The sequence below is a fragment of the Janthinobacterium sp. RA13 genome (assembly GCF_000745325.1).
In the GTDB taxonomy this organism is placed as follows: Bacteria; Pseudomonadota; Gammaproteobacteria; order Burkholderiales; family Burkholderiaceae_D; genus Janthinobacterium; species Janthinobacterium rivuli.
In genome coordinates this window covers 6,001,220-6,028,067 of record NZ_JQNP01000001.1, presented here as the reverse complement: position 1 = coordinate 6,028,067, position 26,848 = coordinate 6,001,220, and the positions used below count along the sequence as shown (strand labels likewise).

Genomic DNA, 26,848 nt, shown 5'->3' with positions numbered 1-26,848 from the left:
AACTTCATCACAACTTGATGAAGTGCTCGCGGTAATACTTCAGCTCTTCGACCGATTCCAGAATATCGGCCAGCGCCGTGTGCTTCTGGTGTTTCTTGAAACCGGTGGCGATTTCCGGCTTCCAGCGCTTGCACAGCTCTTTGAGTGTCGACACGTCGACATTGCGATAGTGGAAGAACGCTTCCAGCTTCGGCATGCCGCGCACCATGAAGCGGCGGTCCTGGCCGATGGTGTTGCCGCACATGGGCGACTTGCCTGCCGGTACGTATTTCTTCAGGAACGCGATCAGTTCCGCTTCCGCCTGCGCTTCCGTCACGGTCGACGCTTTCACCTTGTCGATCAGGCCCGAGCGGCCGTGCGTGCCCTTGTTCCAGGCATCCATCTTGTTCAGGGTTTCATCCGACTGGTGAATCACGAACACGGGGCCTTCGGCCAGCAGGTTCAAGTGCATGTCCGTCACCACGACCGCCACCTCGATGATGCGGTCGGTATCGGGCTCCAGACCCGTCATTTCCATGTCGACCCAGACCAGGTTCATCTCATTTGGACGTGCCGGCACGGTGGGTGCGGGGGTGGATGCAGAGGTGGGTGCAGATAAGTCGGTCGCTTGTGACATAATTCTCTCTTGGCCTAATCAAACTAAATAATCAGCCATTTTCTCACAGGCACAGAATGTATTCACTCGCGTTTTCGATTTTGTTTGTATCCGTCCTCGTTTTGACCCTGGCCGTGCGCTTCTGGCTCGCTTCGCGGCAGATTCGCCACGTGCTGGCGCACCGCGCCGTTGTCCCGCCCGAATTCGCGGAAAAAATCCCGCTGGCCGCGCACCAGAAGGCGGCCGACTACACGGTGGCGAAGACCAAATTTGGCCTGCTGACCCTGCTGGTCAACTATGCCGTGCTGACCGGCTTTACCCTGCTGGGCGGCCTGCAATGGCTGGCGCTGCACCTGAATGAATGGATGGGGCCGGGTTCGCCCATGCTGTACCAGATCGGCCTGATCGCCGCCTTTGCCGCCATTTCCGGCCTGATCGACCTGCCCTTCGATTACTACCGCCAGTTCGTGCTGGAGCAGCGCTTTGGTTTCAACACCATGGCGCGCAAGCTGTTCTTCACCGACATGCTCAAGGGCGTGGCCCTGGGCGCCGTCATCGGCCTGCCGCTGATCTGGGTCGTACTGACCCTGATGGCCAAGTCGGGCGGCCTGTGGTGGTTGTACGCGTGGTTCGTCTGGAGCGGCTTCCAGCTGCTGATGATGGTGCTGTTTCCCACCGTCATCGCCCCGCTGTTCAACAAATTCACGCCGCTGGCCGACGAAGCGCTGAAAAGCCGCATCGAAGGCTTGATGCAGCGCGTGGGCTTTGCCTCGAAAGGCCTGTTCGTCATGGATGGCTCGAAGCGCAGCGCCCACGGCAATGCGTATTTCTCGGGTTTTGGCGCCAACAAGCGCATCGTTTTCTTCGACACCCTGCTGTCGCGCCTGGCGCCGCAGGAAATCGAAGCCGTACTGGCGCATGAACTGGGCCATTTCAAGCTCAAGCACATCGTCAAGCGCATCGCCATGATGTTCGTCATCTCGCTCGGTTTCCTCGCGCTGCTGGGCTTCCTGAAGACGCAGCCATGGTTTTACGCGGGCCTCGGCGTCGACCCCGTCGCGCTGGCGCTCACTGGCCAGCCGACGGACGCGCTGGCTCTGCTGCTGTTCATGCTGGCCTTGCCCGTCTTCACTTTCCTGCTGGGACCGCTGACCTCGCTCAGCTCGCGCAAGCACGAATTCGAAGCGGACGCCTTTGCCGCCACGCACACGCAGGCGGACGACCTCGTCTCGGCGCTCGTCAAAATGTATGAAGACAATGCGTCGACCCTGACGCCCGACCCGCTGCACTCGGCCTTTTACGATAGCCACCCGCCGGCCAGCGTGCGCATCCGCCACCTGAAAGGGGCTACGACATGAATACGAATACGCCATCGACTTCGCAAGACCTGGCCCAACTGTCCTGCACGCCGCGCCAGCAAGCGCTGGGCGACACGGATATCGCCACCCTGCACGCCCTGCTGCCGCAGTGGAGCTTGCAAAACGGCAAGCTGTGCCGCGACTTCGGCTTCAAGAATTACTACCAGACCCTGGCGTTCGTGAACGCCCTGGCCTATATGACCCATACGCAAGACCACCATCCGGAGCTCATCATTACTTACAAAACCTGCGCCGTGCGCTACGACACGCACTCGGTCAATCAGGGCGCCGGCGGCCTGTCCGAAAACGACTTCATCTGCGCCGCCAAGGCAGACCTCATCTACCAGAGCAGCCAGGTGACCGCATGAGCGAAGGCAAGTTGACAGGCGTCATCATCGCCGCCCACGGCCGCCACTACCTGGCCGACGTGGACGGCGCCAAGCTGCAATGCGTGACGCGCGGCAAGAAAACCAATGTGGCCGTGGGCGACATCGTGCACCTGACGCGCACCTCGAACGACCAGGCCGTCATCGACCGCATCGAGGAACGCAAGACCTTGCTGTACCGCTCGGATCAGTACAAATCGAAATTACTGGCCGCCAACCTGACGCAGCTGTTCATCGTCGTGGCGACGGAGCCGGGCTTTGCCGACGACCTGATCTCGCGCTCGCTGGTGGCGGCCGACGCGGCCGGCATCGCGGCGCGCATCATCCTCAACAAAACGGACGTAACCGCTTCGCTGGAGCGCGCCCGCGAACGCCTGCTGCCATATTCATCAATGGGCTATCCCGTCGATGAAGTGTCGGCCCGCGCCGAACCCGAGCACGCCGTGGCCACCCTGGCGCCCCTGCTGGCGGGCCAATCGTCTATCCTCATCGGCCAGTCGGGCATGGGCAAGTCATCCTTGATCAACCTGCTGGTGCCGGACGCCGACATCGCCGTGCGCGAAATCTCGGCCGCGCTCGACACGGGCAAGCACACGACGACCTTTACGCGCCTGTACAAGCTCGATGAACTGGGCGCGAACAGCTCCATCATCGATTCGCCCGGCTTCCAGGAATTCGGCCTGTACCACTTGTCCGAAGGCATGCTGGAGCGGGCCTTCCGCGAGTTCCAGCCTTACCTGGGCGGCTGCAAGTTCTATAACTGCCGCCACCTGATCGAGCCACAATGCGCCATCCTGCAAGCCTTGTCTGAAGGCAAGATCGCCAAGATGCGCCATACCCTGTACGGCCAGCTGCTGCACGAGTCGGCGCAAACGCTGTATTGAACGCGCCTGGCGCCCGCCATCGGCGCGGGCGCCAAACCGACAAAAAAAACCAATATTACAAGCTAAACAGAATTAAATTCTGCTGAACAGCTCGCTTTCCCCCATTCATTCCAAAACCATCCATCGCCCGATTTCGCGTTTCAGCGCCGGATTCCGGCGTTTCATCGCTTTGCGCTGGCATCGCGCAGGTCCACTTGCTACCTTGGCATTGTCCCCGCCAGCGAACCTGCTGGAGACAACATTGGTCTAACTCCAACCCGCATTTGATCACAAGGTGAAATCATGAAAGCATCGTTCTCGCGTACCCTGGCCCTCGGTAGCGCCGCCCTCGTCCTCGGCCTGTCTTGCCTCAGCGCCAGCGCGCTGGAAATCGGCGAACAGGACAAGGTCCAGATCTCCGGCAAGGTCTACAAACTGGCCCCGCAGGAATTCAGCCAGTATGGCAATCGCTACCAGCTCGACACGGGCGATACCTTGCTGCTGCGCCAGCAAGTCAACCGCTATTTCACGCAAATCAAGGGACAGCCCGAAGTAGAACTGTTCGGCCGCGCACCTGGCGTCTTTGAAACGGCCAGCGGCACCCGCATGGAATTTCGCAACGATGGCGACGTCATCGCCATCACCGGCCTGAACAATATTCCGGGCGCCATCGCCAAGGCGGGCGAAACGGCCGGCAGCGTGCACTTCGCCGGCCGCTAAGCAGGCACATGGCGACCGGCAGGCAGGCCATCGCCAGCCTGTCCACGGGGCGTGCATCAGCCGGCAGGGGCTGGTGCACGCCCCGCCTGCTTTGCGCAGTCCGAACGGGTATGCGCAAAAAATACTGTCGAGTCAGCCAAACAACTGCATCCGAATGCAGCTTACAATGCGATCCAATAAGGTGTCACTGGCCGCGGGCCAACACCATCGCCTTGCGGGAGATTTCGGATGGAAATGTTCGCACTCGAACATGACATTGCACAGTGGGAAGACACACTGCGGCCATTGCGCGCCCTGGAGCGCTTGCCCTTGCTGATGCTGCTGGCATGGCATTTGCGCCAGCGCAACTGCGCGCAGGCGCTGCACCATGCGGCCGAAGCGGCGGCCTTGCTGCCCCAGGCCCAACTGCCGGACCGCGCCCTGGCCATCGCGCAGGCGCGTCTGCAACTGGTGCAGGCGGAAGTATCCTGGCTGCAAGGGGCGCTCGATGCGGCCGAAAGCATGGCCATGGCGGCGCACGCCATCCTGTGCGCGCACGGCGACGGCGCCGCCTGCGCCGATGCGCACTGGCTGCTGTCCTCGATTGCCGTCGACCGGGGCGACCACGCCCGCTGCGATGCCGAACTGCTGGCCGCTGCCGGACAAGCGCGCAGCGCCGGCGATGCGATGCGCGCCAGCCTGGCCGACGCGGCCACGGCGCGCTGGGCCGTGTTGCGCGATGCGCCGGCCGCCCAAGCGCGCTGGGGCGCCGCATTCCAGGCCGACGGCGCCAGCGGCAAGCTGCCCGCGCCGCTCGCTGCCTGGGTGCATGACTTCCGCGGCTTGCTGGCGCACACCTCGCGCGACCTGGGCACGGCCGCCGGCCACTACATGCAAAGCTATGAAGCGGCGCTGGAAAGCGGCCAGCTGCGCGGCGCGATCACGGCCGCCATCAATATCGGCGATTGTTTTTCCAGCCTTAACGACAACGAATCGGCCCTCGAATGGATGCAGTGCGCGCTGGATCTGGCCCGCCCCACGGGCTGGCCGCGCAGCATCGGCGCCTGCCAGACGCATACGGCCGAAACCATGCGCAAGCTGGGACGTCTGGCCACGGCCGAAGACTTGCTGCGCCAGGCGCTGCACCTGCTGGCGCCCATGTCGGGCGCGCGCACCTATGCCAACGCCCTGTTCCACCTGGGCGAACTGAGCCTGGACAAGGGCGACTACGACACGGCGCTCGATGCCTTCAGCCGGCTGGCGCAGCGGGCCGAAGCGCTGGGCCAGGCCGATTTCCGCAGCATGGCCCAGCGCGGCAGCGCTCACGCGCTGTCCTACCTGGACCGCCCGGACGAAGCGCTGCAGGCGGCCGAACGGGCTTGCCAGCTGGCCACCGCGCAAGGCGACGCCATGCACCAAGTGGCGGCGCTGCGCGTCTTGTCCATGCTGCATGCACGCCATGAGCTGCCGCCGCCCGCAGGCATGCTGGAACGCAATCCCGCCCTGCATTTCCTGCACCAGGCGCTGCAGGTGGCCGCCTCCATCGACGGCTATTCGCCGCCCGGCGAACTGCTCGATGCGCTGGCGCGCGAATACGCGCATGCGGGCGACTATGCGCGCGCCTACGATATCGCCCTCGATGCGGGCATGGCGCGCGAAAAAAGCCACACCCAGCAGGCGAGCAACCGCGCCACCGCCATGCAGGTCTACCACCAGACGGAACATGCGCGCTCGGAAGGCTATCACCACCGCGAACTGGCCGCCTCCGAAGCGCGCCGCGCCGAAGTGCTGCAGCAGACCAGCGACACCCTGGAACGGCTGTCGGCCATCGGCCAGGAAATCACCACCCACCTCGACGCCAGCGCCGTATTCCAGGTGCTCGACCGCCATGTGCATGCCTTGCTACCCGTCAACACTTTCGCCGTCTACATGCTCGACGCGGCGGGCACGGCGCTGCGCCGCGCGCATGGCATGGAAGCGGGCCGGCCCCTGTCCGACAACGCCATTCCACTGAACAATCCACGCGCCTACTCCGTGCGCTGCCTGCTGGGCCGGCGCGAAGTGTATATAGACCAGGTGCCGCCGCGCCGCCACGCCTACACGGTGCCCGGCACCCTGCATAACCAGAGCGTGCTGTACGTGCCTTTGACTGTGGGCGAACGCGTGCTGGGCGTGATGACGGTGCAAGCCTGCCATGCCAACGCGTATGGCGAACGCGAGCGGCTGATCTTCCGCACCCTGTGCGCGTATGGCGCCATCGCGCTCGACAACGCCAGCGCCTACCGGCAGTTGCAAGATGCCCAGGCGCAACTGGTATCGCAGGAAAAACTGGCCGCCCTCGGTTCCTTGATGGCCGGCGTGGCGCATGAACTCAATACCCCGATCGGCAACAGTTTATTAATCGCCAGCACCATGCAGCAAAAGACGGAAGACGTGGAACGCCTGATGAACGGTCCCGGCCTGCGCCGCTCGGACCTGGCCGCCTTCATCGACGATGCGGGCAAGGCGTCGGCGCTGGTGATGCGCGGCCTGCGCAGCGCGGCCGACCTGGTCAACAGTTTCAAGCAGGTAGCCGTCGACCGCACCACCGAGCAACGGCGCCGGTTTGACTTGCAACAAGTGAGCAATGAAATCATCGCCACCGTCATGAACCGCATCCGCAGTTCGGGTCACCGCATCGAAGTGGACATCGATTTCGGTATCGCCATGGACAGTTATCCTGGCCCGTTTGGCCAGGTGATCACCAATCTGATCAACAATGCCCTGCTGCACGCCTTCGCCCCCGCGCCCAACGATGGCGGCGCCGGCACGGGCTGCATGCGTTTGTCCGCCACGATGGAGGCGGCGCGCGTGCACATCGTCTTCGAGGACAATGGCGGCGGCATCGCGGAACAGCATTTGTCGCGCATCTTCGACCCCTTCTTTACCACCAAGCTGGGCCAGGGTGGCAGCGGCCTGGGTTTGTCGATCAGCTACAACATCGTCACGGCCCTGCTGGGCGGCACCATCCAGGTGGCCAGCAGCCCCGCCGGCACGCGCTTCACCCTCGACCTGCCGCTGGAAGCGCCGCAGCTGGACGGCGCCGCGCCCGCCAGCATCTATTAGCATCTATTAATTCCCACCCTTTGCCCGGGCGCAGGCTTGCCTATACAAGTACGCGTCCGACCAGTCTTTCCAATCTAAAAGCAAAACCCTTATAATTGAACGGCTGAAGTCCCTGCCATTGCATGATTTACAACTTGGCAAACCGCATCGACCCGCGCGACAAACAGGCACGGGCACCGATCAACACAGCAGCGCGCCGGGCGAGGCAGTCATCAGACGAGATGTTGTACGCTGATGCAACCCGGCGGGAAAGGCACGCCGCCGGCGGCCTGCGCATCTTCAAGTGGTCATTATGTCGACAAAAAAACCGATCAAGCACTACCTCCAGTTCTCCGATTTCACGTTGGAAGAGTATGAATATGTGATCGAACGCGCCCATCTGATCAAGCGCAAGTTCAAGAACTATGAAATCTACCATCCATTGATCGACCGCACCCTGGTGATGGTCTTTGAAAAGAACTCGACCCGCACGCGATTGTCGTTCGAGGCCGGCATGCACCAGTTGGGCGGCGCCGCCATCTACCTGAACACGCGCGATTCCCAGCTGGGCCGCGGCGAGCCGGTGGAAGACGCGGGCCAGGTCATGTCGCGCATGTGCGACATCATCATGGTGCGTACCTTCGGCCAGGAAATCATCGAGCGTTTCGCCGCCAATTCGCGCGTGCCGGTGATCAATGGACTGACCAATGAGCACCACCCGTGCCAGGTCTTTGCCGACATCTTCACCTACATCGAACACCGCGGCTCGATCGCCGGCAAGGTCGTCGCCTGGATCGGCGACGCCAACAACATGCTGTACTCGTGGCTGCAGGCGGCCGAAGTGTTCGGCTTCCACGTCAACGTGTCGACGCCGAAGGGCTACGACATCGACATGTCGCAAGTCAAGACCGAGCGCTACACCTTCTTCGCCAACCCGTCGGACGCCTGCGAGGGCGCACACCTGGTCAACACGGACGTGTGGACCAGCATGGGTTACGAAGCGGAAAACGCGGCCCGCATCGCCGCCTTCGACGGCTGGATCGTCGATGGCGCGAAGATGTCCCGCGCCGCGCCCGACGCCCTGTTCATGCACTGCCTGCCCGCCCACCGCGGCGAGGAAGTGGCCGCCGAAGTCATCGACGGCCCGCAATCTGTCGTGTGGGACGAGGCGGAAAACCGCTTGCACGTGCAAAAAGCGCTGATTGAATACCTGTTACTCGGTAAAATCCAATAATTCGCCTGGAACTGCAGAACTCCCGGCAGCATCGCAACACATACATCGACAACGACAACTGGAAGCAATATGAGCGACATTAAAAAAGTAGTCCTGGCCTATTCCGGCGGACTCGACACCTCCGTCATCCTGAAGTGGCTGCAAGATAACTACCAGTGCGAAATCGTCACCTTCACGGCCGACCTGGGCCAGGGCGAAGAACTGGAACCGGCGCGCGCCAAGGCCATCAAATTCGGCATCAAGCCGGAAAACATCCATATCGAAGATGTCCGCGAAGAATTCGTGCGCGATTTCGTCTTCCCGATGTTCCGCGCCAACACCGTGTATGAAGGCGAATACCTGCTGGGCACCTCGATCGCCCGTCCTTTGATCGCCAAGCGCCTGATCGAAATCGCCAACGCCACCGGCGCCGACGCCATCTCGCACGGCGCGACCGGCAAGGGCAACGACCAGGTGCGTTTCGAACTGGGCGCCTACGCGCTGAAACCTGGCGTGAAAATCATCGCTCCATGGCGCGAGTGGGATCTGCTGTCGCGCGAAAAACTGCTGAAGTACGCGGAAGACGCCGGCATCGAAATCGACATGAAGCACAAGAACGGCGGCGCGCCGTACTCGATGGACGCCAACTTGCTGCACATCAGCTTTGAAGGCCGCCACCTGGAAAACCCGAGCGCCGAAGCGGAAGAAACGATGTGGCGCTGGACCGTCAGCCCGGAAAACGCCCCGGACGAAGCGGAATACCTGGACATCGAATACGAAAAAGGCGATATCGTCGCCATCAACGGCGTGCGCATGTCGCCTGCCACCGTATTGGCCGAACTGAACAAAGTGGGCGGCAAGCATGGCGTGGGACGCCTGGACCTGGTGGAAAACCGCTACGTCGGCATGAAGTCGCGCGGCTGCTATGAAACCCCGGGCGGCACCATCATGCTGAAAGCCCACCGCGCCATCGAATCGATCACGCTGGACCGCGAAGTGGCTCACCTGAAAGATGACCTGATGCCGCGCTACGCGTCGATGATCTACAACGGCTACTGGTGGGCGCCCGAGCGCGTCGCCCTGCAAACCCTGATAGACCACACGCAGGAAACCGTGAACGGCTGGGTACGCATCAAGCTGTACAAGGGCAATGTCATCGTCGTTTCGCGCGATTCGAAGACGGATTCGCTGTTCGACATGAACATCGCCACCTTCGACGAAGACGGCGGCGCCTACAACCAGGCCGACGCCGGCGGCTTCATCAAGCTGAACGCCTTGCGCATGCGCATCGCCGCCATCGCCCGCGAAAAGCGTGGCCAGAAGTAATTAGTTGCCGGGAGGCACTATCTCCCGCATCCACCGAAGCCGCCCACGGGCGGCTTTTTCCGTTTACAGCGCACTCTGCCGCGATTTACGCCCCGGCACGCCCCCCATTTTGCTGTCCGCATGGCAAAATGCTACAGTGCAATTGTGCTGACCTTCCCGCTTCCGGAGCCCTCCCATGTTCAAAGACCTGAGTATCAAGAATAAACTGTACCTGGGCTTCGGCTCCATCGTGGCCATCATCCTGATACTGCTGGGCGTGGCCTACAACAGCTTTTCGCGCCTGTCGGAAGCCAATGCCTGGGACCGCCACACGATGGAAGTGCTGGTCGAGATCGACAGGATTCACAATTCCATCCTGCAAATCCAGGTGGAAGCGCGCGGTTTCATCCTCACAGGCAGTGAAACGTCGCTGACACCGGAGACCGATGAAATGGCGGTGCTGAGCCAGCACACGCAAAAAGCCATCGCCATGACGGTCGACAACAAGGTGCAGTCGGAGCGCTTCCGCAAGATCGACGCGCTGACCGCCACCTGGGTCAAGGAGTGGATCGCTCCCCTGATCGAAAAACGCCGCGCGCTGGGCAACGCGCCGGGCGCCACGGAATCGGTGGCGCGCACCATGCCGCCGACCGGCTATCCGGCCGTCGCGCAAGCGAACAAGCTGCTCGACGAAGCGGCGGCCGAGGAAACCCGCTTGCTGGCCGAACGCACGGCCACCTCGACAAAATTGCAGGAAACCATGCTGCTGACCCTGGCGCTGGGCGGCCTGCTGTGCGTGGTGCTGGCGCTGGGCATTTCCTACCTGCTCGGCCGTGCCATCCTCGGCCCGCTGAACAATCTGACGGATGCCGTCGGGCGCATCGCCGGTGGCGAGCAAAGCGCGCGCGCCGCCATCCTCTCGCGCGACGAGCTGGGCAAGGTGACGGAAGAATTCAACCGCATGGCGCAAACCATCCAGGACAACCAGGCCAACGAACTGGCCGCGACGAATAGCTTGCGGGCCAAGGTCGATTCCCTGCTGGAAGTGGTGTCGAAGGCAGCCTCGGGCGACCTGACGGGCAAGGTCGGCATCACGGGCAGCGACGCCATCGGCCAGCTGGGCAATGGCCTGGCGAAGATGTTTGAAAACCTGCGCAGCCTGCTCAACAACGTGCAAAAAGCCGGCATCCAGGTGACGACGTCCGCCACGGAAATCGCCGCCTCGGCACGCCAGCAGGAAGCCACGGGCATTGAGCAGGCGCAAACGAGCGTGGAAATTCTCAGCACCACCAAGGAAATCTCGGCCAACACAAGCCAGTTGCTCAAAACCATGGAAGACGCCACCGCCGTGGCCGACTACACGACGAATGCCACGGCCGAAGCGCAAAATAACCTCAAGCGCATGGACTCGACCATGCAGCACATGGTTTCGGCCACCGATTCCATCAACGCCAAGCTGGCGGCCCTGTCGGAAAAAGCCAGCAATATCAATAGCGTGCTGATCACCATCACCAAGGTGGCCGACCAGACCAATATCCTCTCGCTGAACGCCGCCATCGAGGCGGAAAAAGCGGGCGAAGCGGGCCGCGGCTTTTCCGTCGTGGCGACGGAAATCCGCCGCCTGGCCGACCAGACCTCCGTTTCCACGTGGGATATCGAGCAAATGCTCAAGGAAATGCAGTCGGCCGTGTCCGCCAGCGTGATGGGCATGGATAAATTCTCGGAAGAAATTCGCCGCAGCGTGGGCGAAGTGCGGCAAGTGGCGGAACAATTGTCGTCCGTGATGGACCAGGTACAAAAACTCACGCCGCAATTCGATGCCGTGCTGCAAGGCATGCAGTCGCAGGCGATCGGCGCCTCGCAAATTTCCGACACCATGATGCAGCTCAACGACGCTACCCAGCAAACGGTGGAATCGCTGAAAGCCACCAGCGAAGCGGTGCACCAGCTGCAATATGCGGCGGGCGACCTGCAGTCGAGCGTGTCGACCTTCGCCGTCACCATCTGATCCCATGAAAGTGCTGCTCTTTCACATCGGACGCGACCGCTATGGCCTGCCCCTGGCCGGCATCGTGCGTGTCCTGCCGCTGCTGGAGCTGAAACAGTTGCCGCTCACGCCAGACTACGTGGCCGGCCTGATGGACTTGCACGGCACGCCCGTGCCCGTGATCGACCTGTCGCGTCTGGCCGGGCTGCCGGCCGCCGCCGCGCAATTCGACACGCGCATCGTCATCGTCGACTACCGCGCGCCCGGCGGCGCCACGCATGCGCTGGGCTTGATGGCCACGCAGGTGCGCGGCATCGCCGACATCGCTGCGGAAAAGCTCGAGGATAGCGGCGTGGCGACGGCGCCCTTCCTGGGCCAGGTGGCCAGCGACGCCGACGGCATCGTGCAACTGGTCGAACTCGAGCACCTGCTGCCGCCGGACGTGCGCGCGCTGCTGTTTCAAGACGCGGGTGCGGCATGACGGCGCAAGCCCTGCTGCGCCGCGCGACCGGCCTGTCCGTTTCCAAGTCCGTGGCCGAACGGGCCGTCGGCCAGCGCATGGAGCAAACGGGCTTCAGCGATAGCGAGGCCTACCTGCAGGCGCTCACGCCGGCCGAAATGACGCAATTGATCGAACTGGTGGTGGTGCCGGAATCATGGCTGTTCCGCGACCCGCAGGCGTTCTACGCCACCGTCGAACTGGTGCAGGAGCGCTGGGCCAGGGGGCGCGCCACGCGCATCCTGTCGATCCCGTGCGCGGGCGGCGAGGAACCGTATTCGATGGCCATGGCGCTGCGCGACGGCGGCGTGCCGAAGCAGGCGTTCAGCATCGACGCGTATGACCTCAGTCCCGGCTGCATCGAGCGCGCGCAAGCCGGCGTGTATGGCCGCAACGCCTTCCGCGCGCAGGACGTCGCCTTCCGCGAACGCTATTTCACGCACGTGGCCGACGACGCCTACCGCATCATCGACTCCTTGCGCGAACAGGTGACCTTCAGGCAGGGCAACCTGCTGCAGTTCGACACGGTCACCTACAGCCGCCACTACGACGTCATCTTCTGCCGCAACCTGCTGATCTATTTTGACAAGCCGACCACGCGCGCCGCCATCCACAACCTGTCCGCCCTGCTGGCCGACGACGGCATGCTGCTGGCCGGCTATGCGGAAGTGCCATCGTTCTGCCAGAACGGCTTTGCGACGCTGCAGTTCCGCCAGGCTTTCGCCCTGAAGAAGGAAACGGCGGCGCCGGCCGGGCCGGTGCAGGTGGCGCCACTGCCGGCCTTGCGCACCTTGCGCAGCGTGCCGTCCGCGCCAAGGCGCGCTGCCGCTCCCGTCTCCCCCATTGCACCAGCGGCCTTGCGCACGCGCCCCGTACCTACCCCCTCGCCGGCGCCGGCAGCGCAGGCCGATTTGCTGGCCGAGGCGCGCCTGCTGGCCGACCGTGGCCAGCTGCGCGAAGCGGGTGAAAAATGCCACGCCCACCTGGCGCGAACGCCCGAGGCGGCGGAAGCGTATTTCATGCTGGGCATCATCAATGAACTGGCCGGCAAGATGGACCTGGCCGACGATTACTGGCGCCGCTGCATCTACCTGCAGCCCGACCATTACGAAGCGCTGTGCCACCTGTCCCTGCTGGCTGAACGCAATGGCAACCACACGGCCGCCGCCACCCTGAAGGCGCGCGCGGCGCGCATCTACCAGCGCCGCCAGGCGTCCAACTAAGGGGCAAGCATGACAAACCTCATCGCCACCGAGTCCCCCGCCACCATCGACGACTGCTGGAACCATATCGGCGTGGTCGGCGACCAGAGCTGCCCCAGGCTGCCGGCCAACGTGCATTGCCGTAACTGCGACGTATATGCGGGCGCCGCCCAGCGCAACCTGCAGCGGCCCGTGGATGAACACTACCGGCGCGACTGGGCCAGCCACTTCCGCCAGATCGATGCGGGCGGCGAAGTGCGCGACAGCTCGGTGCTGGTGTTTCGCATCGGCCGCGAATGGCTGGCGCTGCCCACGCGCGTGTTCGACGCCGTGGCGCCGCAAGCCAAGCCGCACGTGCTGCCGCACCGTAGCGGTCGCGGCCTGGCGGGCATCGTCAATATCGGCGGCAAGCTGTATCCGTGCATGTCGCTGGCGCATTTACTGGGCATCGACGAACAGGGCGCGCCGCCGGCCAAGGGCCGCCACACGTTCGCGCGCCTGCTGCTGATGCGCTGGGAGGAACAGGCCTACGCGCTGCCCGTGGCCGACCTGCACGGCATCGTGCGCTACGCGTCGGGCGCCGTGCAAACGCCGGCGGCCACCATCAACAAGGGCCTGTCGCGCTTTCTGTCGGGCGTGATCACCGAGGGCGACCTGCGCATCGGCTGCCTCGACACGGCGCTGATCGGCTTTCAACTTGCGAGACTATTACGATGAGCCAGGACCAGCACGGCGACCTGAGTGCCTTTTCCATGCTGGACCTGTTCCGCATGGAGGCGGACAGCCAGACCCAGATTCTCACCGATGGCTTGCTGGCCATGGAGCGCCATGCGGGCGACGCGGCCGCCGTCGAAGCGATGATGCGCGCGGCGCACTCGATCAAGGGCGCCGCCGCCATCGTCGGCCTGCAGGTGGTGGTGCAGCTGGCGCACGGCATGGAAGACAGCTTCGTCGCCGCCCAGCATGGCCGCTTGAAACTCACGCCGGAGCGGGTCGACGTGCTGCTCTCGGGCGTCGACCTGATCGTGCAGCTGTCGCGCCTGGACGACGCGGGCGCCGAAGCGTGGCTGGCCGCGAATGCGGCGCAGATCGACCAGACCCTGAACGCCATCGCCGGCATCGCCGACTTGCCCGAATTGCCGGCCCTGCCCTCGGCCGCGGCGCCCTTGCCGCCGCCGGTGGCTGAAGCGCAGGCTCCCGTGGCCAGCGGCCTGGCGGGAGATGAACCGGAAACGGCCGCCCTGGCGCCGCGTGCGGGTGCCGCCCCGGCCAAGGCAGCGGCGCAGAATTTCGACAAACTGCTGTCGCTGGCCAGCGAATCGCGCATCAATGCACACCAGATGCACCCGTTCATCGGCGCGCTGCAGCGCTTCAAGCGCAACCAGAGCAGTCTGTTTTCCGCCATCGAGCACCTGCACGAAGCCATTGCCCGCTCGGGCGACGCGGGCCTGATGGAAAAGTCGCTGCTGGCGCTGCAAAAGACGCAGCCCCTGAAGCAGTTCATGCTCGAACACATCGCCGACATCGAAACCTATGAACGGCGCTTGCTGGCCGTCTCGCAAGGCATGGTCGACGAAGTGCTGGCCCTGCGCATGCGCCCTTTCCGCGACGGCATCCACGCATTCCCGCGCATGGTGCGCGACCTGGCGCGCAGCCTGGGCAAGGAAGTGCAGCTGGAGATCGAAGGCGAAGACACCCTCGTCGACCGCGACATCCTGGCGAAGATCGAAAGCCCGCTGAACCACATGCTGCGCAATGCCATCGACCATGGCATGGAAGGTCCGTACGAGCGCATCGACGCGGGCAAGGAAGCGCTGGGCACGATACGCATGGAAGCGCGCCACCGCGCCGGCATGCTGAGCATCGAGATCAGCGACGACGGGCGCGGCGTCGACCTGGAGAAAATCCGCCAGTCCGTCATCGAGCGCAAGATGGCCAGCCCCGCCATGGCCGCCGCGCTGTCGCCGGGTGAATTGCTGGAGTTTTTGTTCCTGCCCGCCTTCAGCCTGAAGGAAAAGGCGAATCAATTGTCCGGGCGCGGCGTGGGCCTCGACATCGTGCACGAAACGATACGCCAGCAAAACGGCACGGTGCGCCTGGAATCGGAACCGGGGCGGGGTTTCCGCGCCCTGATCACCCTGCCGCTGACGCAATCGATCGTGCGCGCGCTGGTGATCGACATCCAGGGTGAAGCCTACGCCATCCCCATCGTCAAGGTGGAAAGCGTGGTGCGCGTGCCGCAAGCGGCCATCCATACCCTGGAAAACAAGCAGTTCTTTGAACTCAAGGGCGAACATCTGGGCCTGGTGTCCGCGGCGCAGGTGCTGGAGCTGGGCGAAGCGGCCAGCCAGGCCGACGATTTGCCGGTGGTGGTGATCGGGCGCGGCAAGCAAAGCTATGCGCTGGTGGTCGACGCCATCCGCGGCGAACAAAGCCTGGCGGTGCAGGCCATCGACCCGATCTTCGGCAAGATGCGCGACATTTCGGCCGCCGCCCTGCTCGACGACGGCGAACCGGTGCTGATCCTCGACGTGCCCGATTTGCTGCTGTCGATCGACAAGCTGCTGCACGAAGGCGGCCTGCACCAGCTGGCGCAGGCGGGCCATGCGCAGCAGCGCCGCGCCAAGCGCATCCTCGTCGTCGACGATTCGCTGACGGTGCGCGAGATGGAGCGCAAGCTGCTGCTGGCGCGCGGCTTCGACGTCGACGTGGCCATCGACGGCATCGACGGCTGGAACGTGGTGCGCAGCGGAGAATACGACCTGGTGATCACCGACGTGGACATGCCGCGCATGGATGGCATCGAACTCGTTTCGCTGATCAAGAAGGACCTGCACCTGCACAAGCTGCCGGTGATGATCGTGTCGTACAAGGACCGTCCGGAAGACCGCGCGCGCGGCCTGTCCGCCGGCGCCGACTATTATCTGACCAAAGGCAGCTTCCACGACGAGACCTTGCTCGACGCGGTGGCCGACCTGATAGGAGATGCCCGCTTATGAATTGCACTTCATGAAAATTGCCATTGCCAATGATGTCCCCATGGCCGCCGAAGCCCTGCGCCGCGTGGTCGCCAGCACGCAGGAACACCAGGTGCTGTGGATTGCCCGCACGGGGCTCGAAGCCGTGCGCATGTGCGAGGGCAACCGCCCCGACCTGATCCTGATGGATCTGAACATGCCGGAGATGGACGGCGTCGAGGCGACGCGCCTGATCATGGAGCAAAGCCCGTGCGCCATCCTGGTGGTCACGGGCCGCCCGCAAGACAATGTCAACCAGGTCTTCCGCGCGCTGGGCGCCGGTGCGCTCGACGTCACGGCCACGCCCGTGCTGCAGGGACAAGTGGGCGGCGACAGCGAACTGCTGGCCAAGATCAAGACCATCGGCAAGCTGATACGCCACAGCGCCGAAGCACCGCCGCCGCGCCAGACGAACGGCAATGGCGGCGAACGTGGCGAAGGCCAGGTATCGACCCTGGTGGCCATCGGCGCCTCGACGGGCGGGCCGTCGGCCGTGGCCAAGGTGCTGTCCGGCTGGACGGCGCCGCCCGGCTGCGCCATCGTGGTGGTGCAGCACATCGATGAGACCTTCGCCTCGCACTTCGCCAAATGGCTCGATGACCAGCTCAGCATGCCCGTGCGCGTGATCGCCGAAGGCGACGAACTGGTGTCCGGCACGGTACTGATCGCCAAGACCAATGATCACCTGCTGCTAGATCAAAATTATCGTTTGGGTTACGATGCAGCACCACGCGACTATGTTTACCGCCCGTCCGTCGATGTCTTCTTCAACTGCGTGGCGCAGCACTGGCGCGGCGACGCCATCGGGGTATTGCTTACAGGCATGGGGCGCGACGGCGGCGATGGCTTGCTGGCCATGCGCCGCGCCGGCAAGACGACGATCGCGCAAGACCAGGCCAGCAGCGCCGTGTACGGCATGCCGCGCGCGGCGGCCGAACTCGATGCGGCGCAGCAAATCCTGCCTCTGGATAGAATAGGCGCGAGCCTGCGCAGCCGCCTGGGTGCCAAACTCAACAATGGGTGGGAGCCCTCCCCTAACATCTGAAAAGAATGCAATGCCAGAATTCTCCTCCAGCTTCACCCAGCCTGAGCCCGCATTGACCGAATTCAAGGTCAGCGTGCTGCTGGTGGACGACCAGTTGATCATTGCCGAGGCAGTCCGCCGCATGCTCAGCGACCAGCAGGATATCGAATTTCATTACGCGACCGACGCCACCCTGGCGCTGGACACGGCGCTGCGCTTGCAACCGACCGTCATCCTGCAAGACCTGGTGATGCCGGGCATCGACGGCTTCGGCCTGATCCAGCTGTACCGCGAAAACGCGGCGCTGGCGCATGTGCCCGTGATCGTGATGTCGGCCAAGGATGACCCGAAACTGAAGGCGCACAGCTTTGCCGTCGGCGCCAACGATTATGTGGTGAAACTGCCGGATCGCCTGGAGTTGCTGGCGCGCATACGCTACCATTCCAACGCGCACATCAGCCGCTTGCAGCGCGACCAGGCTTTTCGTTTCCTGCGCGAAAGCCAAAAGAACCTGGCGGACGCGAATATTGAATTGCAAAAACTGGCCGCCCTCGATGGCTTGACAGGCATCGCCAACCGCCGCCGCTTCGATGAAACCCTGGAATTCGAATGGCAGCGGGGCCAGCGCGACAAGACGCCGTTGAGCCTGCTGTTCTGCGATATCGACCATTTCAAGAGCTATAACGACCGTTTCGGCCACCTGGCGGGCGACCTGGGCCTGAAAAAAGTCGCCGCCGTACTGACGGAACATTTGAAACGCCCGGCCGACCTGGCCGCCCGTTACGGCGGCGAAGAGTTCGCCCTGATCCTGCCGGAAACGGAAGCGGCCGGCGCACTGCTGATCGCCGAAGCGTGCCGGCGCCATCTGGAAGGCTTGCAGATCGAGAATCCGGCGGCAGATGCGGGCATCGTCACCATCTCGATCGGCGTGGCCACCATCGTGCCGTCGCCGGACTCGACGGTGGAGCAACTGATCAACCGCGCGGACCAGGCCCTGTACGCGGCCAAGCGCGGCGGACGCAACAGCGTGCTGAGCGCCGATGACGTCCAGGACTGATTTTTAACAGCAAGGAAAGTGAAGCATGAGCACACAACTGGACAATGTCAGCGTCGTCAAGAAGTCGAACATTTATTTTGACGGCAAATGCGTCTCGCACAACGTCATCCTGGCCGATGGCACGAAAAAAAGCGTGGGCGTGATTTTCGCGTCATCGTTGCGCTTCAACACGGGCGCGCCGGAAATCATGGAAATCGTCGGCGGCCTGTGCAAGGTACGCCTGGCCGATGCAAGCGAGTGGAACAGCTATGGCGCGGGCACGCAATTCAGTATCCCGGGCAATAGCTATTTTGACATCGAGACCGTCGAAACCGTCGACTACGTCTGCCACTTCGGTTAATCAGACAAACACAGGCTCGGGCGACAGGCGCACGCCATATTTCGCCTCTACATCATCCTGTATCGCTGCCGCCAGCCGGGTAATGTCCGCGCCACGAGCGCCGCCATTATTCACCAGAACCAGCGCCTGCTTGGGATACACTCCCGCGGGCCCCAGGTTTTTCCCCTTCCAGCCACACTGATCGATCAGCCAGCCGGCCGCCAGCTTTTCCGTGCCATCGGGCTGCGCATGGTGCACGAGCGCAGGGAAACGTTCCAGCAAAGCAAGACATTGCTCCTTCGACACCACCGGATTCTTGAAGAAACTGCCCGCATTGCCGATCACGGCCGGGTCCGGCAATTTTCGCCGGCGGATCGCCATCACCGTGTCGGCCACCTGTTGCGGCGTCGGCTCGGCAAGATTGCGCTCGGCCACGGCCTGCGCCAGCTCCGCATAGCGCAAGTTCGGCTGCCATTCGGCCGGCAAGGCAAACGTGACTTCCAGCACGATCAGCTCGCGTCCGTCCGCCTGCTTGAAGATGCTGTCGCGGTAAGCGAAGCGGCAAGCGTCGCGGTCCATGTCGAAGACGATGCCGCTGGCGCTGTGCATGACGCTCACGCTATGCAGATAATCCTTGATTTCAACGCCATACGCGCCAATATTCTGGATAGGCGCCGCGCCCACCGTGCCGGGAATCAATGACAGGTTTTCCAGGCCGCCGACGCCTTGCGCCAGGGTCCACTGCACGAAATCGTGCCAGTTTTCGCCGGCCGCGGCCGTGACGAGTATGGTCTCGAAATCCGCCTGCGCCAGGCGCATGCCGCGCGTGGCCATGTGCAGCACGGCGCCGGGAAAGTCACCGGTCAGGACGATGTTGCTGCCGCCGCCCAGAATCAGGCGCGGCATGGCGGACAGGGCCGGATCTTGCAGCGCGGCCTGCAATTCGGCTTGCGAAGTAATGCGTACGTAGGCGGCCGCGTTGGCCGTGATGCCGAAGGTATTCAGGCGCTGGAGGGAGTAATTGTGTTCGATGGTGAGCTCTGCAGACATGGGATAGCGATTATTTTGTTCGATTATAGAGTGAAACCGACAAAAAACCAGCGCAAGACAAGGGCAGGCCGTCCGTTGTCCGTTAAAATGTCGCATCTTTAACAGGGCCGTCCCATGGCGCGGAATCAGCCGCCAAGGCCCAGCGCACCGAGCGTGCGCTCGCTTTAACAAGAAAAGGAACAGACCATGCCGTCATTTGATGTAGTCTCCGAAGCCGATATGATCGAAGTCAAGAATGCAGTCGAGCAATCCAACAAGGAAATCACGACCCGCTTCGACTTCAAGGGCAGCGACGCCCGCGTCGAGCACAAGGAAAACGAATTGACCGCGTTTGCGGACTCGGAATTCCAGCTCAGCCAGGTGCGCGACGTGCTGACCAATAAATTGACCAAACGCAAGGTCGATGTGCGCTTCCTCGACGAAGGCGACATCAAGAAGATCGGCGGCGACAAGGTCAAGCAGATCATCAAGATCAAGAATGGCATCGAATCGGATGATGCCAAGAAAATCGTGCGCGTCATCAAGGACAGCAAGATGAAAGTGCAAGCGAGCATCCAGGGCGAAGCCGTGCGCGTCACGGGCGCCAAGCGCGACGACCTGCAGGCGGCCATGGCCATGCTGCGCAAGGACGTGCCCGACATGCCGCTGGAATTTAATAATTTCCGCGATTAATTTCGATGCTGCGCACGCTCCGGCCTGCGCTTGCGCCGGCATGGCGGCAAGCTGCCTCGGAGCGTCTGCCCGCTTGGGGTAGAATTGAAGCTGCGCACAGCTACATGCGCCCGCGCGCCCGACCGGCAGCGGGCTTGACCGTACATCTGGCTCAGTGATAACCACGGTAGTCTAAGGATAGCAATGAAACGTGTTGATGATTTCCGCCTGCGATTTGGCAAAAAAGAATATGTGCCCATCATGATAGGCGGAATGGGTGTGGATATTTCCACGTCGGAGCTGGCCCTGGAAGCGGCCCGGCTGAACGGTATCGGCCATATCTCCGATGCCATGGTGGAAGACGTGTCGGACCGCCGTTTCGACACCACCTTCGTCAAAGACAAGACGAAACTGTACAAGTTCAACATCAATAACAGCGACAAGGCCGTGGTGCAGTTCGACCTGGGCCGTCTGGCGGAAGCGCAGCGCCTGCATATCGGCCGCACCATGGAAGCAAAAAAAGGCGATGGCTTGATCTTCGTCAATTGCATGGAAAAGCTGACCATGAACGGCCCGCGTGAAACCTTGCGCGTGCGCCTGAATGCGGCGCTCGACGCCGGCATCGACGGCATCACCCTGTCCGCCGGCTTGCACTTCGGCTCGTTCGCCCTGATGGCCGACCATCCGCGTTTCCGCGATGCCAAGCTGGGCATCATCGTCTCGTCCGTGCGCGCCTTGCAGATTTTCCTGCGCAAGAACGCCAAGCTGGACCGCTTGCCCGACTTTATCATCGTCGAGGGACCATTGGCCGGCGGCCACCTGGGTTTCGGCATGGACTGGGCCAATTACGACCTGCACACGATCACGGCGGAACTGCTGGCCTACCTGAAGGCCGAACAGCTGGACATCCCGCTGATCGCCGCCGGCGGCATTTTCACGGGCAGCGATGCCGTCTCCTTCCTGGAAGCGGGCGCGGCTGGCGTGCAAGTGGCGACGCGCTTTACCGTCACGAATGAATGCGGCTTGCCAAACAAGGTCAAGCAGGAATACTACAAGGCCTCGGAAGAAGACATCATCGTCAATGGCGTCTCGCCGACGGGCTATCCGATGCGCATGCTGAAGAACACGCCCGCCATCGGCGCCGGCATCCGTCCAGGCTGCGAATCGTATGGCTACCTGCTCGACGCGACGGGCAACTGCGCCTACATCAACTCGTACAACCGCGAAGTGGCTGCCCATCCGGAACAAAAAACCGTCGTCGTGATGGACAAGACTTGCCTGTGCACGCACATGCGCAACTTCAACTGCTGGACCTGCGGCCATTACACGTATCGCCTGAAGGACACCACGCACAAGCTGGAGAATGGCGAATACCAGATCCTGACGGCAGAACACGTCTTCAAGGATTACCAGTTCAGCGTCGACAACCAGATCGCGCTGCCTGAAAAAGAAATCCTGGCAGCAAGCTAAATCTTGCCAGCCTGAAATAAAAATGGCGCAGCCTGCGAAGGCTGCGCCATTTTTTTATGCGGGGAGCATGTCCCGCAAGGCCCGTTCGATCGCGTCGAACCTGGGCCGTAGCAATATCTCTTCCTGCAGGCAAGCTTCCAGCATGACTTGCAAGGCGGGCACGGGCGTCGCACCATGCGCGATCAGCTCGCCCAGCAGCACGCCAAAGGCGCGCGCCTCTATGCCCTGCAGCACCTCCCCTTGCGGCGAGCCTGGCGCAAACATCGACGCCGCGCCAAAGTCGCCCAGCAGGCAGGCGCCATTGTCCGCATGCAGGATATTGTGCGCATATAAGTCGCCGTGCACGATGCCGTGCGCATGCAGCTGACACACGGCCGAGGCGATGCCATGGGCAATGGCCAACGCTTGCGCAGGGGCAAAGCGCACACCATCGGCATACACGTCGCGCGTACAAGAATCCAGACTCGGCGGACCGGCCAGATTGTGGAAAGCTGCGTCGATGAGCGGCATGACGAGTCCCAGCGCCCCTTGCGGGTGCGCAGCGAGCGTCCCGAGGATGGGAATCAGACCAGCGTGTGCACCGGCGCCGACACAGGCGGCCATTTCGCTGCGCGGCAAGCCATCGCTGGTCATCGCGCCCTTGAACACTTTGACGGCGACATCATCGACGCCATCGAGGCGGGCACGGTAAATCACGCCAGATGCACCCTCGCCCAGCTGCTGCGCCAGTTCCAGGCGCTGCCATGCCACGCCCGCAGCCCCCGTACCGGCCAAGGCCGCCAGCTCACGCGCCTCCGTAAAGGGATTGCCCGCATACGCGAGCCAGCTCAGGCCTGGCAAGGACAGCAGGCAGTCGGGCAGTGCCGTGAAACGGTTGGCGGCGATGCGCACCAGTTCCAGCCGGCGGCAATTCGCCAACGTCGCCGGCAAGCTGTCGAGGCAATTTCCCGCCAGCATGAGTTTCTGCAATTGCCCGCACTTGCCCAGCTCATCCGGCATGAACTCGATGCAATTATCCGTCAGGGTCAGCCAGCGTAGCTTGGGCGGCAAGGCTGCGGCTGGCACGTGGTCGATCCGGTTCGCCTTGAAACCGATCATTTCCAGCGCAGCACAGGAACCGAGCACGGCCGGCAAGGCGGTGAACAGGTTATCCGAACAAAAGATAATGCGCAGCTTGTGCAAGCGCGGCAAATCGTCGGGCAATGTGGACAGCGCATTGCCGGACAGGTCGAGGATTTCCAGGCTGTCGGCCAGGTCGAAGATTTCGCGGGGGAAGTCCGTCAAGCCGCAGGACAGCTTCAGACGGCGCAGGCCAGCCAGTTGGCCGGCGCGTAATTGTTCCAGTGTATGCACAGCAGACAAGATATCCCTTTCAAGGTAGCACGCGATCGATGCCATGCATAAATCATTGGACGTAAAAAAACCCCAACCGGATCACCGGAAGGGGTTTTTTCGAATAACAAGCCTGACGATAACCTACTTTCACACTGGTTGCAGCACTATCATCGGCGCAAAGTTGTTTCACGGTCCTGTTCGGGATGGGAAGGGGTGGGACCAACTTGCTATGGTCATCAGGCATAACTTGTACTGGCATTTGTCTCCAATTGGACGACAAAGCCTGAATCTGGAAGAAGCAAAGATTGGGGTAATGACTGGTAGTATCAACACACACGCAACGTTGTACCGTCTTATCCTCTGTACCTGCTAAGGTTATAGGGACAAGCCGTACGGGCAATTAGTACTGGTTAGCTTAATGCATTACTGCACTTCCACACCCAGCCTATCAACGTCCTGGTCTCGAACGACCCTTCAAAGAGCTCAAGGCTCTGGGAAATCTCATCTCAAGGCAAGTTTCCCGCTTAGATGCTTTCAGCGGTTATCTCTTCCGAACTTAGCTACCCGGCAATGCCACTGGCGTGACAACCGGTACACCAGAGGTTCGTCCACTCCGGTCCTCTCGTACTAGGAGCAGCCCCCTTCAAATTTCCAACGCCCACGGCAGATAGGGACCAAACTGTCTCACGACGTTTTAAACCCAGCTCACGTACCACTTTAAATGGCGAACAGCCATACCCTTGGGACCGGCTACAGCCCCAGGATGTGATGAGCCGACATCGAGGTGCCAAACTCCCCCGTCGATATGAACTCTTGGGAGGAATCAGCCTGTTATCCCCAGAGTACCTTTTATCCGTTGAGCGATGGCCCTTCCATACAGAACCACCGGATCACTATGTCCTACTTTCGTACCTGCTCGACTTGTCAGTCTCGCAGTTAAGCACGCTTATGCCATTGCACTATCAACACGATGTCCGACCGTATCTAGCGTACCTTCGAACTCCTCCGTTACACTTTAGGAGGAGACCGCCCCAGTCAAACTGCCTACCATGCACTGTCCCCGATCCGGATAACGGACCAAGGTTAGAACCTCAAACAAACCAGGGTGGTATTTCAAGGTTGGCTCCACGAGAACTAGCGTCCCCGCTTCAAAGCCTCCCACCTATCCTACACAGATTGGTTCAAAGTCCAATGCAAAGCTACAGTAAAGGTTCATGGGGTCTTTCCGTCTAGCCGCGGGTAGATTGCATCATCACAAACATTTCAACTTCGCTGAGTCTCGGGAGGAGACAGTGTGGCCATCGTTACGCCATTCGTGCAGGTCGGAACTTACCCGACAAGGAATTTCGCTACCTTAGGACCGTTATAGTTACGGCCGCCGTTTACTGGGACTTCAATCAAGAGCTTGCACCCCATCATTTAATCTTCCAGCACCGGGCAGGCGTCACACCCTATACGTCCACTTTCGTGTTTGCAGAGTGCTGTGTTTTTATTAAACAGTCGCAGCCACCAGTTTATTGCAACCCTTTCACCCTCATGGAGTAAACCATTCAAGCTACCGGGGCGTACCTTTTCCCGAAGTTACGGTACCAATTTGCCGAGTTCCTTCTCCCGAGTTCTCTCAAGCGCCTTAGAATACTCATCTCGCCCACCTGTGTCGGTTTGCGGTACGGTCTCGTATGACTGAAGCTTAGAGGCTTTTCTTGGAACCACTTCCGATTGCTTCGTGCACAAGTGCACTCGTCTCAACCCCTTGAATTCCGCACCCGGATTTGCCTAAGTGCCTTCTATGAGCCAAAAACCAACTATTCCAACAGTTGGACAACCTTCCGCGATCCGTCCCCCCATCGCATCATACGACGGTGCAGGAATATTAACCTGCTTCCCATCAGCTACGCATCTCTGCCTCGCCTTAGGGGCCGACTCACCCTGCTCCGATGAACGTTGAACAGGAAACCTTGGGCTTACGGCGTGGAGGCTTTTCACCCCCATTATCGCTACTCATGTCAGCATTCGCACTTCTGATACCTCCAGCATCCTTTACAAGACACCTTCGCAGGCTTACAGAACGCTCTCCTACCATATATATCTGTGATAAATCACAGAACAATATCCGCAGCTTCGGTGACTGGCTTAGCCCCGTTACATCTTCCGCGCAGGACGACTCGATCAGTGAGCTATTACGCTTTCTTTAAATGATGGCTGCTTCTAAGCCAACATCCTGACTGTTTTAGCCTTCCCACTTCGTTTTCCACTTAGCCAATCTTTGGGACCTTAGCTGGCGGTCTGGGTTGTTTCCCTCTTGACGCCGGACGTTAGCACCCGACGTCTGTCTCCCAAGCTCGCACTCATCGGTATTCGGAGTTTGCAATGGTTTGGTAAGTCGCAATGACCCCCTAGCCATAACAGTGCTCTACCCCCGATGGTGATACTTGAGGCACTACCTAAATAGTTTTCGGAGAGAACCAGCTATTTCCAAGTTTGTTTAGCCTTTCACCCCTACCCACAGCTCATCCCCTAATTTTTCAACATTAGTGGGTTCGGACCTCCAGGGCGTGTTACCGCACCTTCATCCTGGCCATGAGTAGATCACTTGGTTTCGGGTCTACACCCAGCGACTGATCGCCCTATTCGGACTCGATTTCTCTACGGCTTCCCTATATGGTTAACCTTGCCACTGAATGTAAGTCGCTGACCCATTATACAAAAGGTACGCAGTCACGGAACAAGTCCGCTCCTACTGTTTGTATGCACACGGTTTCAGGATCTATTTCACTCCCCTTCCGGGGTTCTTTTCGCCTTTCCCTCACGGTACTGGTTCACTATCGGTCGATTACGAGTATTTAGCCTTGGAGGATGGTCCCCCCATATTCAGACAGGATGTCACGTGTCCCGCCCTACTTGTCGTACGCTTAGTATCACCGGTCCAATTTCACATACGGGGCTATCACCCACTATGGCTCCTATTTCCAGAGGATTCTGTTATCGGTCCGACTATCACGTACAGGCTCTTCCCATTTCGCTCGCCGCTACTTTGGGAATCTCGGTTGATTTCTTTTCCTGCAGCTACTTAGATGTTTCAGTTCGCCGCGTTCGCCTTGCATACCTATGTATTCAGTATGCAATACCCTAAAAGGGTGGGTTGCCCCATTCGGAAATCTGCGGATCAAAGTGTGTTTGCTCACTCCCCGCAGCTTATCGCAAGCTACTACGTCCTTCATCGCCTGTAATCGCCAAGGCATCCACCATGTGCACTTATTCGCTTGTCCCTATAACGTTAGCCTCTTCATTCTTTCAAACGAAAAGAGCGCTACAGGGATAAGAAAGTACAACGTTGTTGCTTGTTTGTTGATACATACAATCATTACCCATCGATTCGCTTTTTACGGCAAACCGATCAATAAATAATCTTTACTTCTTCCAGATTGTTAAAGAACGAAACAGCTTTGATCGCTAAAAGATCAAACCTAAACCCAAGTCTTATTGACCGGCTTACGTTTGCACTTTCGAGTAAAACTTTGGTGGAGGATGACGGGATCGAACCGACGACCCCCTGCTTGCAAAGCAGGTGCTCTCCCAGCTGAGCTAATCCCCCTGAGATTTTACTAATTAGCTGGTAGGGCTGGTTGGACTCGAACCAACGACCCCCGCGTTATCAACACGGTGCTCTAACCAGCTGAGCTACAGCCCCAACGCGGAACTACTACGACTACTGTTTCTTCTTCATTTAACAG

Annotated in this window: 20 protein-coding genes, 2 tRNA genes and 2 rRNA genes; 17 read left to right on the top strand and 7 right to left on the bottom strand. The window is 61.1% G+C overall.

Annotated features, from left to right (window positions below):
- Positions 1-7: 7 nt before the first annotated feature.
- Positions 8-616: an oligoribonuclease gene (gene orn, locus FG13_RS26740; RefSeq protein ID WP_200880321.1), complete on the bottom strand. Its 609-nt coding sequence runs from the start codon at positions 614-616 to the stop codon at positions 8-10.
- Positions 617-672: 56 nt separating this feature from the next.
- Between orn and FG13_RS26735 the strand changes: the two genes are divergently transcribed.
- From FG13_RS26735 to ppnP, 15 genes are all read left to right on the top strand, one after another.
- Complete coding sequence (locus FG13_RS26735; protein WP_035825979.1) at positions 673-1,953, top strand: M48 family metallopeptidase; 1,281 nt, start codon at positions 673-675, stop codon at positions 1,951-1,953.
- The gene (locus tag FG13_RS26730) at positions 1,950-2,321 is read left to right on the top strand and encodes a 4a-hydroxytetrahydrobiopterin dehydratase (protein ID WP_200880319.1); all 372 of its coding nucleotides are present in this window, start codon (positions 1,950-1,952) and stop codon (positions 2,319-2,321) included. Before FG13_RS26735 ends, FG13_RS26730 begins: the two co-directional genes overlap by 4 nt.
- Entirely contained in the window at positions 2,318-3,223 is a 906-nt protein-coding gene (rsgA, locus tag FG13_RS26725) for a ribosome small subunit-dependent GTPase A (protein ID WP_035825976.1), read from the top strand. The genes FG13_RS26730 and rsgA overlap by 4 nt, the downstream gene beginning before the upstream one ends.
- A gap of 282 nt (positions 3,224-3,505) precedes the next feature.
- Positions 3,506-3,922 carry a hypothetical protein gene (locus FG13_RS26720; protein ID WP_035825968.1) on the top strand — a complete coding sequence of 139 codons (417 nt, stop codon included), beginning with the start codon at positions 3,506-3,508 and terminating at the stop codon, positions 3,920-3,922.
- A gap of 234 nt (positions 3,923-4,156) precedes the next feature.
- Complete coding sequence (locus tag FG13_RS26715; protein ID WP_235211812.1) at positions 4,157-7,006, top strand: ATP-binding protein; 2,850 nt, start codon at positions 4,157-4,159, stop codon at positions 7,004-7,006.
- A 292-nt stretch (positions 7,007-7,298) separates the two neighbouring features.
- The gene (gene argF / locus FG13_RS26710; RefSeq protein ID WP_035825963.1) at positions 7,299-8,219 is read left to right on the top strand and encodes an ornithine carbamoyltransferase; all 921 of its coding nucleotides are present in this window, start codon (positions 7,299-7,301) and stop codon (positions 8,217-8,219) included.
- A gap of 69 nt (positions 8,220-8,288) precedes the next feature.
- A complete protein-coding gene (locus tag FG13_RS26705) occupies positions 8,289-9,524 on the top strand; it encodes an argininosuccinate synthase (protein ID WP_035825961.1) in 1,236 nt (411 codons plus the stop codon).
- Positions 9,525-9,699: 175 nt separating this feature from the next.
- Positions 9,700-11,511 (top strand): methyl-accepting chemotaxis protein, encoded by a 1,812-nt coding sequence (locus FG13_RS26700; protein ID WP_035825960.1) that lies wholly within the window; start codon positions 9,700-9,702, stop codon positions 11,509-11,511.
- A 4-nt stretch (positions 11,512-11,515) separates the two neighbouring features.
- Positions 11,516-11,971, top strand: coding sequence for a chemotaxis protein CheW (locus tag FG13_RS26695; RefSeq protein WP_035825958.1), 456 nt, complete (start codon positions 11,516-11,518; stop codon positions 11,969-11,971).
- A complete protein-coding gene (locus FG13_RS26690; RefSeq protein WP_035825953.1) occupies positions 11,968-13,212 on the top strand; it encodes a CheR family methyltransferase in 1,245 nt (414 codons plus the stop codon). Before FG13_RS26695 ends, FG13_RS26690 begins: the two co-directional genes overlap by 4 nt.
- 9 nt (positions 13,213-13,221) lie before the next feature.
- On the top strand, positions 13,222-13,908 hold the full coding sequence (locus tag FG13_RS26685) for a chemotaxis protein CheW (protein ID WP_035825951.1): 687 nt from the start codon (positions 13,222-13,224) through the stop codon (positions 13,906-13,908).
- Positions 13,905-16,190 (top strand): hybrid sensor histidine kinase/response regulator, encoded by a 2,286-nt coding sequence (locus FG13_RS26680; protein WP_035825950.1) that lies wholly within the window; start codon positions 13,905-13,907, stop codon positions 16,188-16,190. Before FG13_RS26685 ends, FG13_RS26680 begins: the two co-directional genes overlap by 4 nt.
- Before the next feature lie 10 nt (positions 16,191-16,200).
- Positions 16,201-17,253, top strand: coding sequence for a chemotaxis-specific protein-glutamate methyltransferase CheB (cheB, locus tag FG13_RS26675; RefSeq protein WP_035828838.1), 1,053 nt, complete (start codon positions 16,201-16,203; stop codon positions 17,251-17,253).
- A gap of 10 nt (positions 17,254-17,263) precedes the next feature.
- The gene (locus tag FG13_RS26670; protein ID WP_051959481.1) at positions 17,264-18,289 is read left to right on the top strand and encodes a diguanylate cyclase; all 1,026 of its coding nucleotides are present in this window, start codon (positions 17,264-17,266) and stop codon (positions 18,287-18,289) included.
- 25 nt (positions 18,290-18,314) lie between these two features.
- A complete protein-coding gene (gene ppnP / locus FG13_RS26665) occupies positions 18,315-18,629 on the top strand; it encodes a pyrimidine/purine nucleoside phosphorylase (protein ID WP_035825949.1) in 315 nt (104 codons plus the stop codon).
- Here the strand turns inward: ppnP and murB are convergent, their stop codons facing one another.
- Positions 18,630-19,658 carry a UDP-N-acetylmuramate dehydrogenase gene (gene murB, locus FG13_RS26660; protein WP_035825947.1) on the bottom strand — a complete coding sequence of 343 codons (1,029 nt, stop codon included), beginning with the start codon at positions 19,656-19,658 and terminating at the stop codon, positions 18,630-18,632.
- 186 nt (positions 19,659-19,844) lie between these two features.
- Between murB and FG13_RS26655 the strand changes: the two genes are divergently transcribed.
- Together FG13_RS26655 and FG13_RS26650 are read left to right on the top strand one after the other, a co-directional pair.
- The gene (locus FG13_RS26655; protein WP_034759416.1) at positions 19,845-20,330 is read left to right on the top strand and encodes a YajQ family cyclic di-GMP-binding protein; all 486 of its coding nucleotides are present in this window, start codon (positions 19,845-19,847) and stop codon (positions 20,328-20,330) included.
- Positions 20,331-20,513: 183 nt separating this feature from the next.
- The gene (locus FG13_RS26650; RefSeq protein WP_035825945.1) at positions 20,514-21,779 is read left to right on the top strand and encodes a nitronate monooxygenase; all 1,266 of its coding nucleotides are present in this window, start codon (positions 20,514-20,516) and stop codon (positions 21,777-21,779) included.
- 54 nt (positions 21,780-21,833) lie between these two features.
- On the opposite strand, the gene FG13_RS26645 is transcribed toward FG13_RS26650, so the two are convergent.
- The 5 genes from FG13_RS26645 to FG13_RS26625 all read right to left on the bottom strand — a co-directional run bounded on the left by FG13_RS26645 (position 21,834) and on the right by FG13_RS26625 (position 26,805).
- Complete coding sequence (locus FG13_RS26645; protein ID WP_035825943.1) at positions 21,834-23,132, bottom strand: leucine-rich repeat-containing protein kinase family protein; 1,299 nt, start codon at positions 23,130-23,132, stop codon at positions 21,834-21,836.
- 110 nt (positions 23,133-23,242) lie between these two features.
- A 5S ribosomal RNA gene (rrf, locus tag FG13_RS26640) occupies positions 23,243-23,355 on the bottom strand.
- Positions 23,356-23,493: 138 nt separating this feature from the next.
- Positions 23,494-26,383, bottom strand: a 23S ribosomal RNA gene (locus tag FG13_RS26635).
- 250 nt (positions 26,384-26,633) lie between these two features.
- A tRNA-Ala gene (locus FG13_RS26630) sits at positions 26,634-26,709 on the bottom strand.
- Positions 26,710-26,728: 19 nt separating this feature from the next.
- Positions 26,729-26,805, bottom strand: a tRNA-Ile gene (locus FG13_RS26625).
- Positions 26,806-26,848: the final 43 nt, after the last annotated feature.

Coding starts and splice junctions, on each gene's coding strand:
- orn (WP_200880321.1), bottom strand. CDS start 616: ATGTCACAAGCGACCGACTTATCTGCACCCACCTCTGCATCCACCCCC.
- FG13_RS26735 (WP_035825979.1), top strand. CDS start 673: ATGTATTCACTCGCGTTTTCGATTTTGTTTGTATCCGTCCTCGTTTTG.
- FG13_RS26730 (WP_200880319.1), top strand. CDS start 1,950: ATGAATACGAATACGCCATCGACTTCGCAAGACCTGGCCCAACTGTCC.
- rsgA (WP_035825976.1), top strand. CDS start 2,318: ATGAGCGAAGGCAAGTTGACAGGCGTCATCATCGCCGCCCACGGCCGC.
- FG13_RS26720 (WP_035825968.1), top strand. CDS start 3,506: ATGAAAGCATCGTTCTCGCGTACCCTGGCCCTCGGTAGCGCCGCCCTC.
- FG13_RS26715 (WP_235211812.1), top strand. CDS start 4,157: ATGTTCGCACTCGAACATGACATTGCACAGTGGGAAGACACACTGCGG.
- argF (WP_035825963.1), top strand. CDS start 7,299: ATGTCGACAAAAAAACCGATCAAGCACTACCTCCAGTTCTCCGATTTC.
- FG13_RS26705 (WP_035825961.1), top strand. CDS start 8,289: ATGAGCGACATTAAAAAAGTAGTCCTGGCCTATTCCGGCGGACTCGAC.
- FG13_RS26700 (WP_035825960.1), top strand. CDS start 9,700: ATGTTCAAAGACCTGAGTATCAAGAATAAACTGTACCTGGGCTTCGGC.
- FG13_RS26695 (WP_035825958.1), top strand. CDS start 11,516: ATGAAAGTGCTGCTCTTTCACATCGGACGCGACCGCTATGGCCTGCCC.
- FG13_RS26690 (WP_035825953.1), top strand. CDS start 11,968: ATGACGGCGCAAGCCCTGCTGCGCCGCGCGACCGGCCTGTCCGTTTCC.
- FG13_RS26685 (WP_035825951.1), top strand. CDS start 13,222: ATGACAAACCTCATCGCCACCGAGTCCCCCGCCACCATCGACGACTGC.
- FG13_RS26680 (WP_035825950.1), top strand. CDS start 13,905: ATGAGCCAGGACCAGCACGGCGACCTGAGTGCCTTTTCCATGCTGGAC.
- cheB (WP_035828838.1), top strand. CDS start 16,201: ATGAAAATTGCCATTGCCAATGATGTCCCCATGGCCGCCGAAGCCCTG.
- FG13_RS26670 (WP_051959481.1), top strand. CDS start 17,264: ATGCCAGAATTCTCCTCCAGCTTCACCCAGCCTGAGCCCGCATTGACC.
- ppnP (WP_035825949.1), top strand. CDS start 18,315: ATGAGCACACAACTGGACAATGTCAGCGTCGTCAAGAAGTCGAACATT.
- murB (WP_035825947.1), bottom strand. CDS start 19,658: ATGTCTGCAGAGCTCACCATCGAACACAATTACTCCCTCCAGCGCCTG.
- FG13_RS26655 (WP_034759416.1), top strand. CDS start 19,845: ATGCCGTCATTTGATGTAGTCTCCGAAGCCGATATGATCGAAGTCAAG.
- FG13_RS26650 (WP_035825945.1), top strand. CDS start 20,514: ATGAAACGTGTTGATGATTTCCGCCTGCGATTTGGCAAAAAAGAATAT.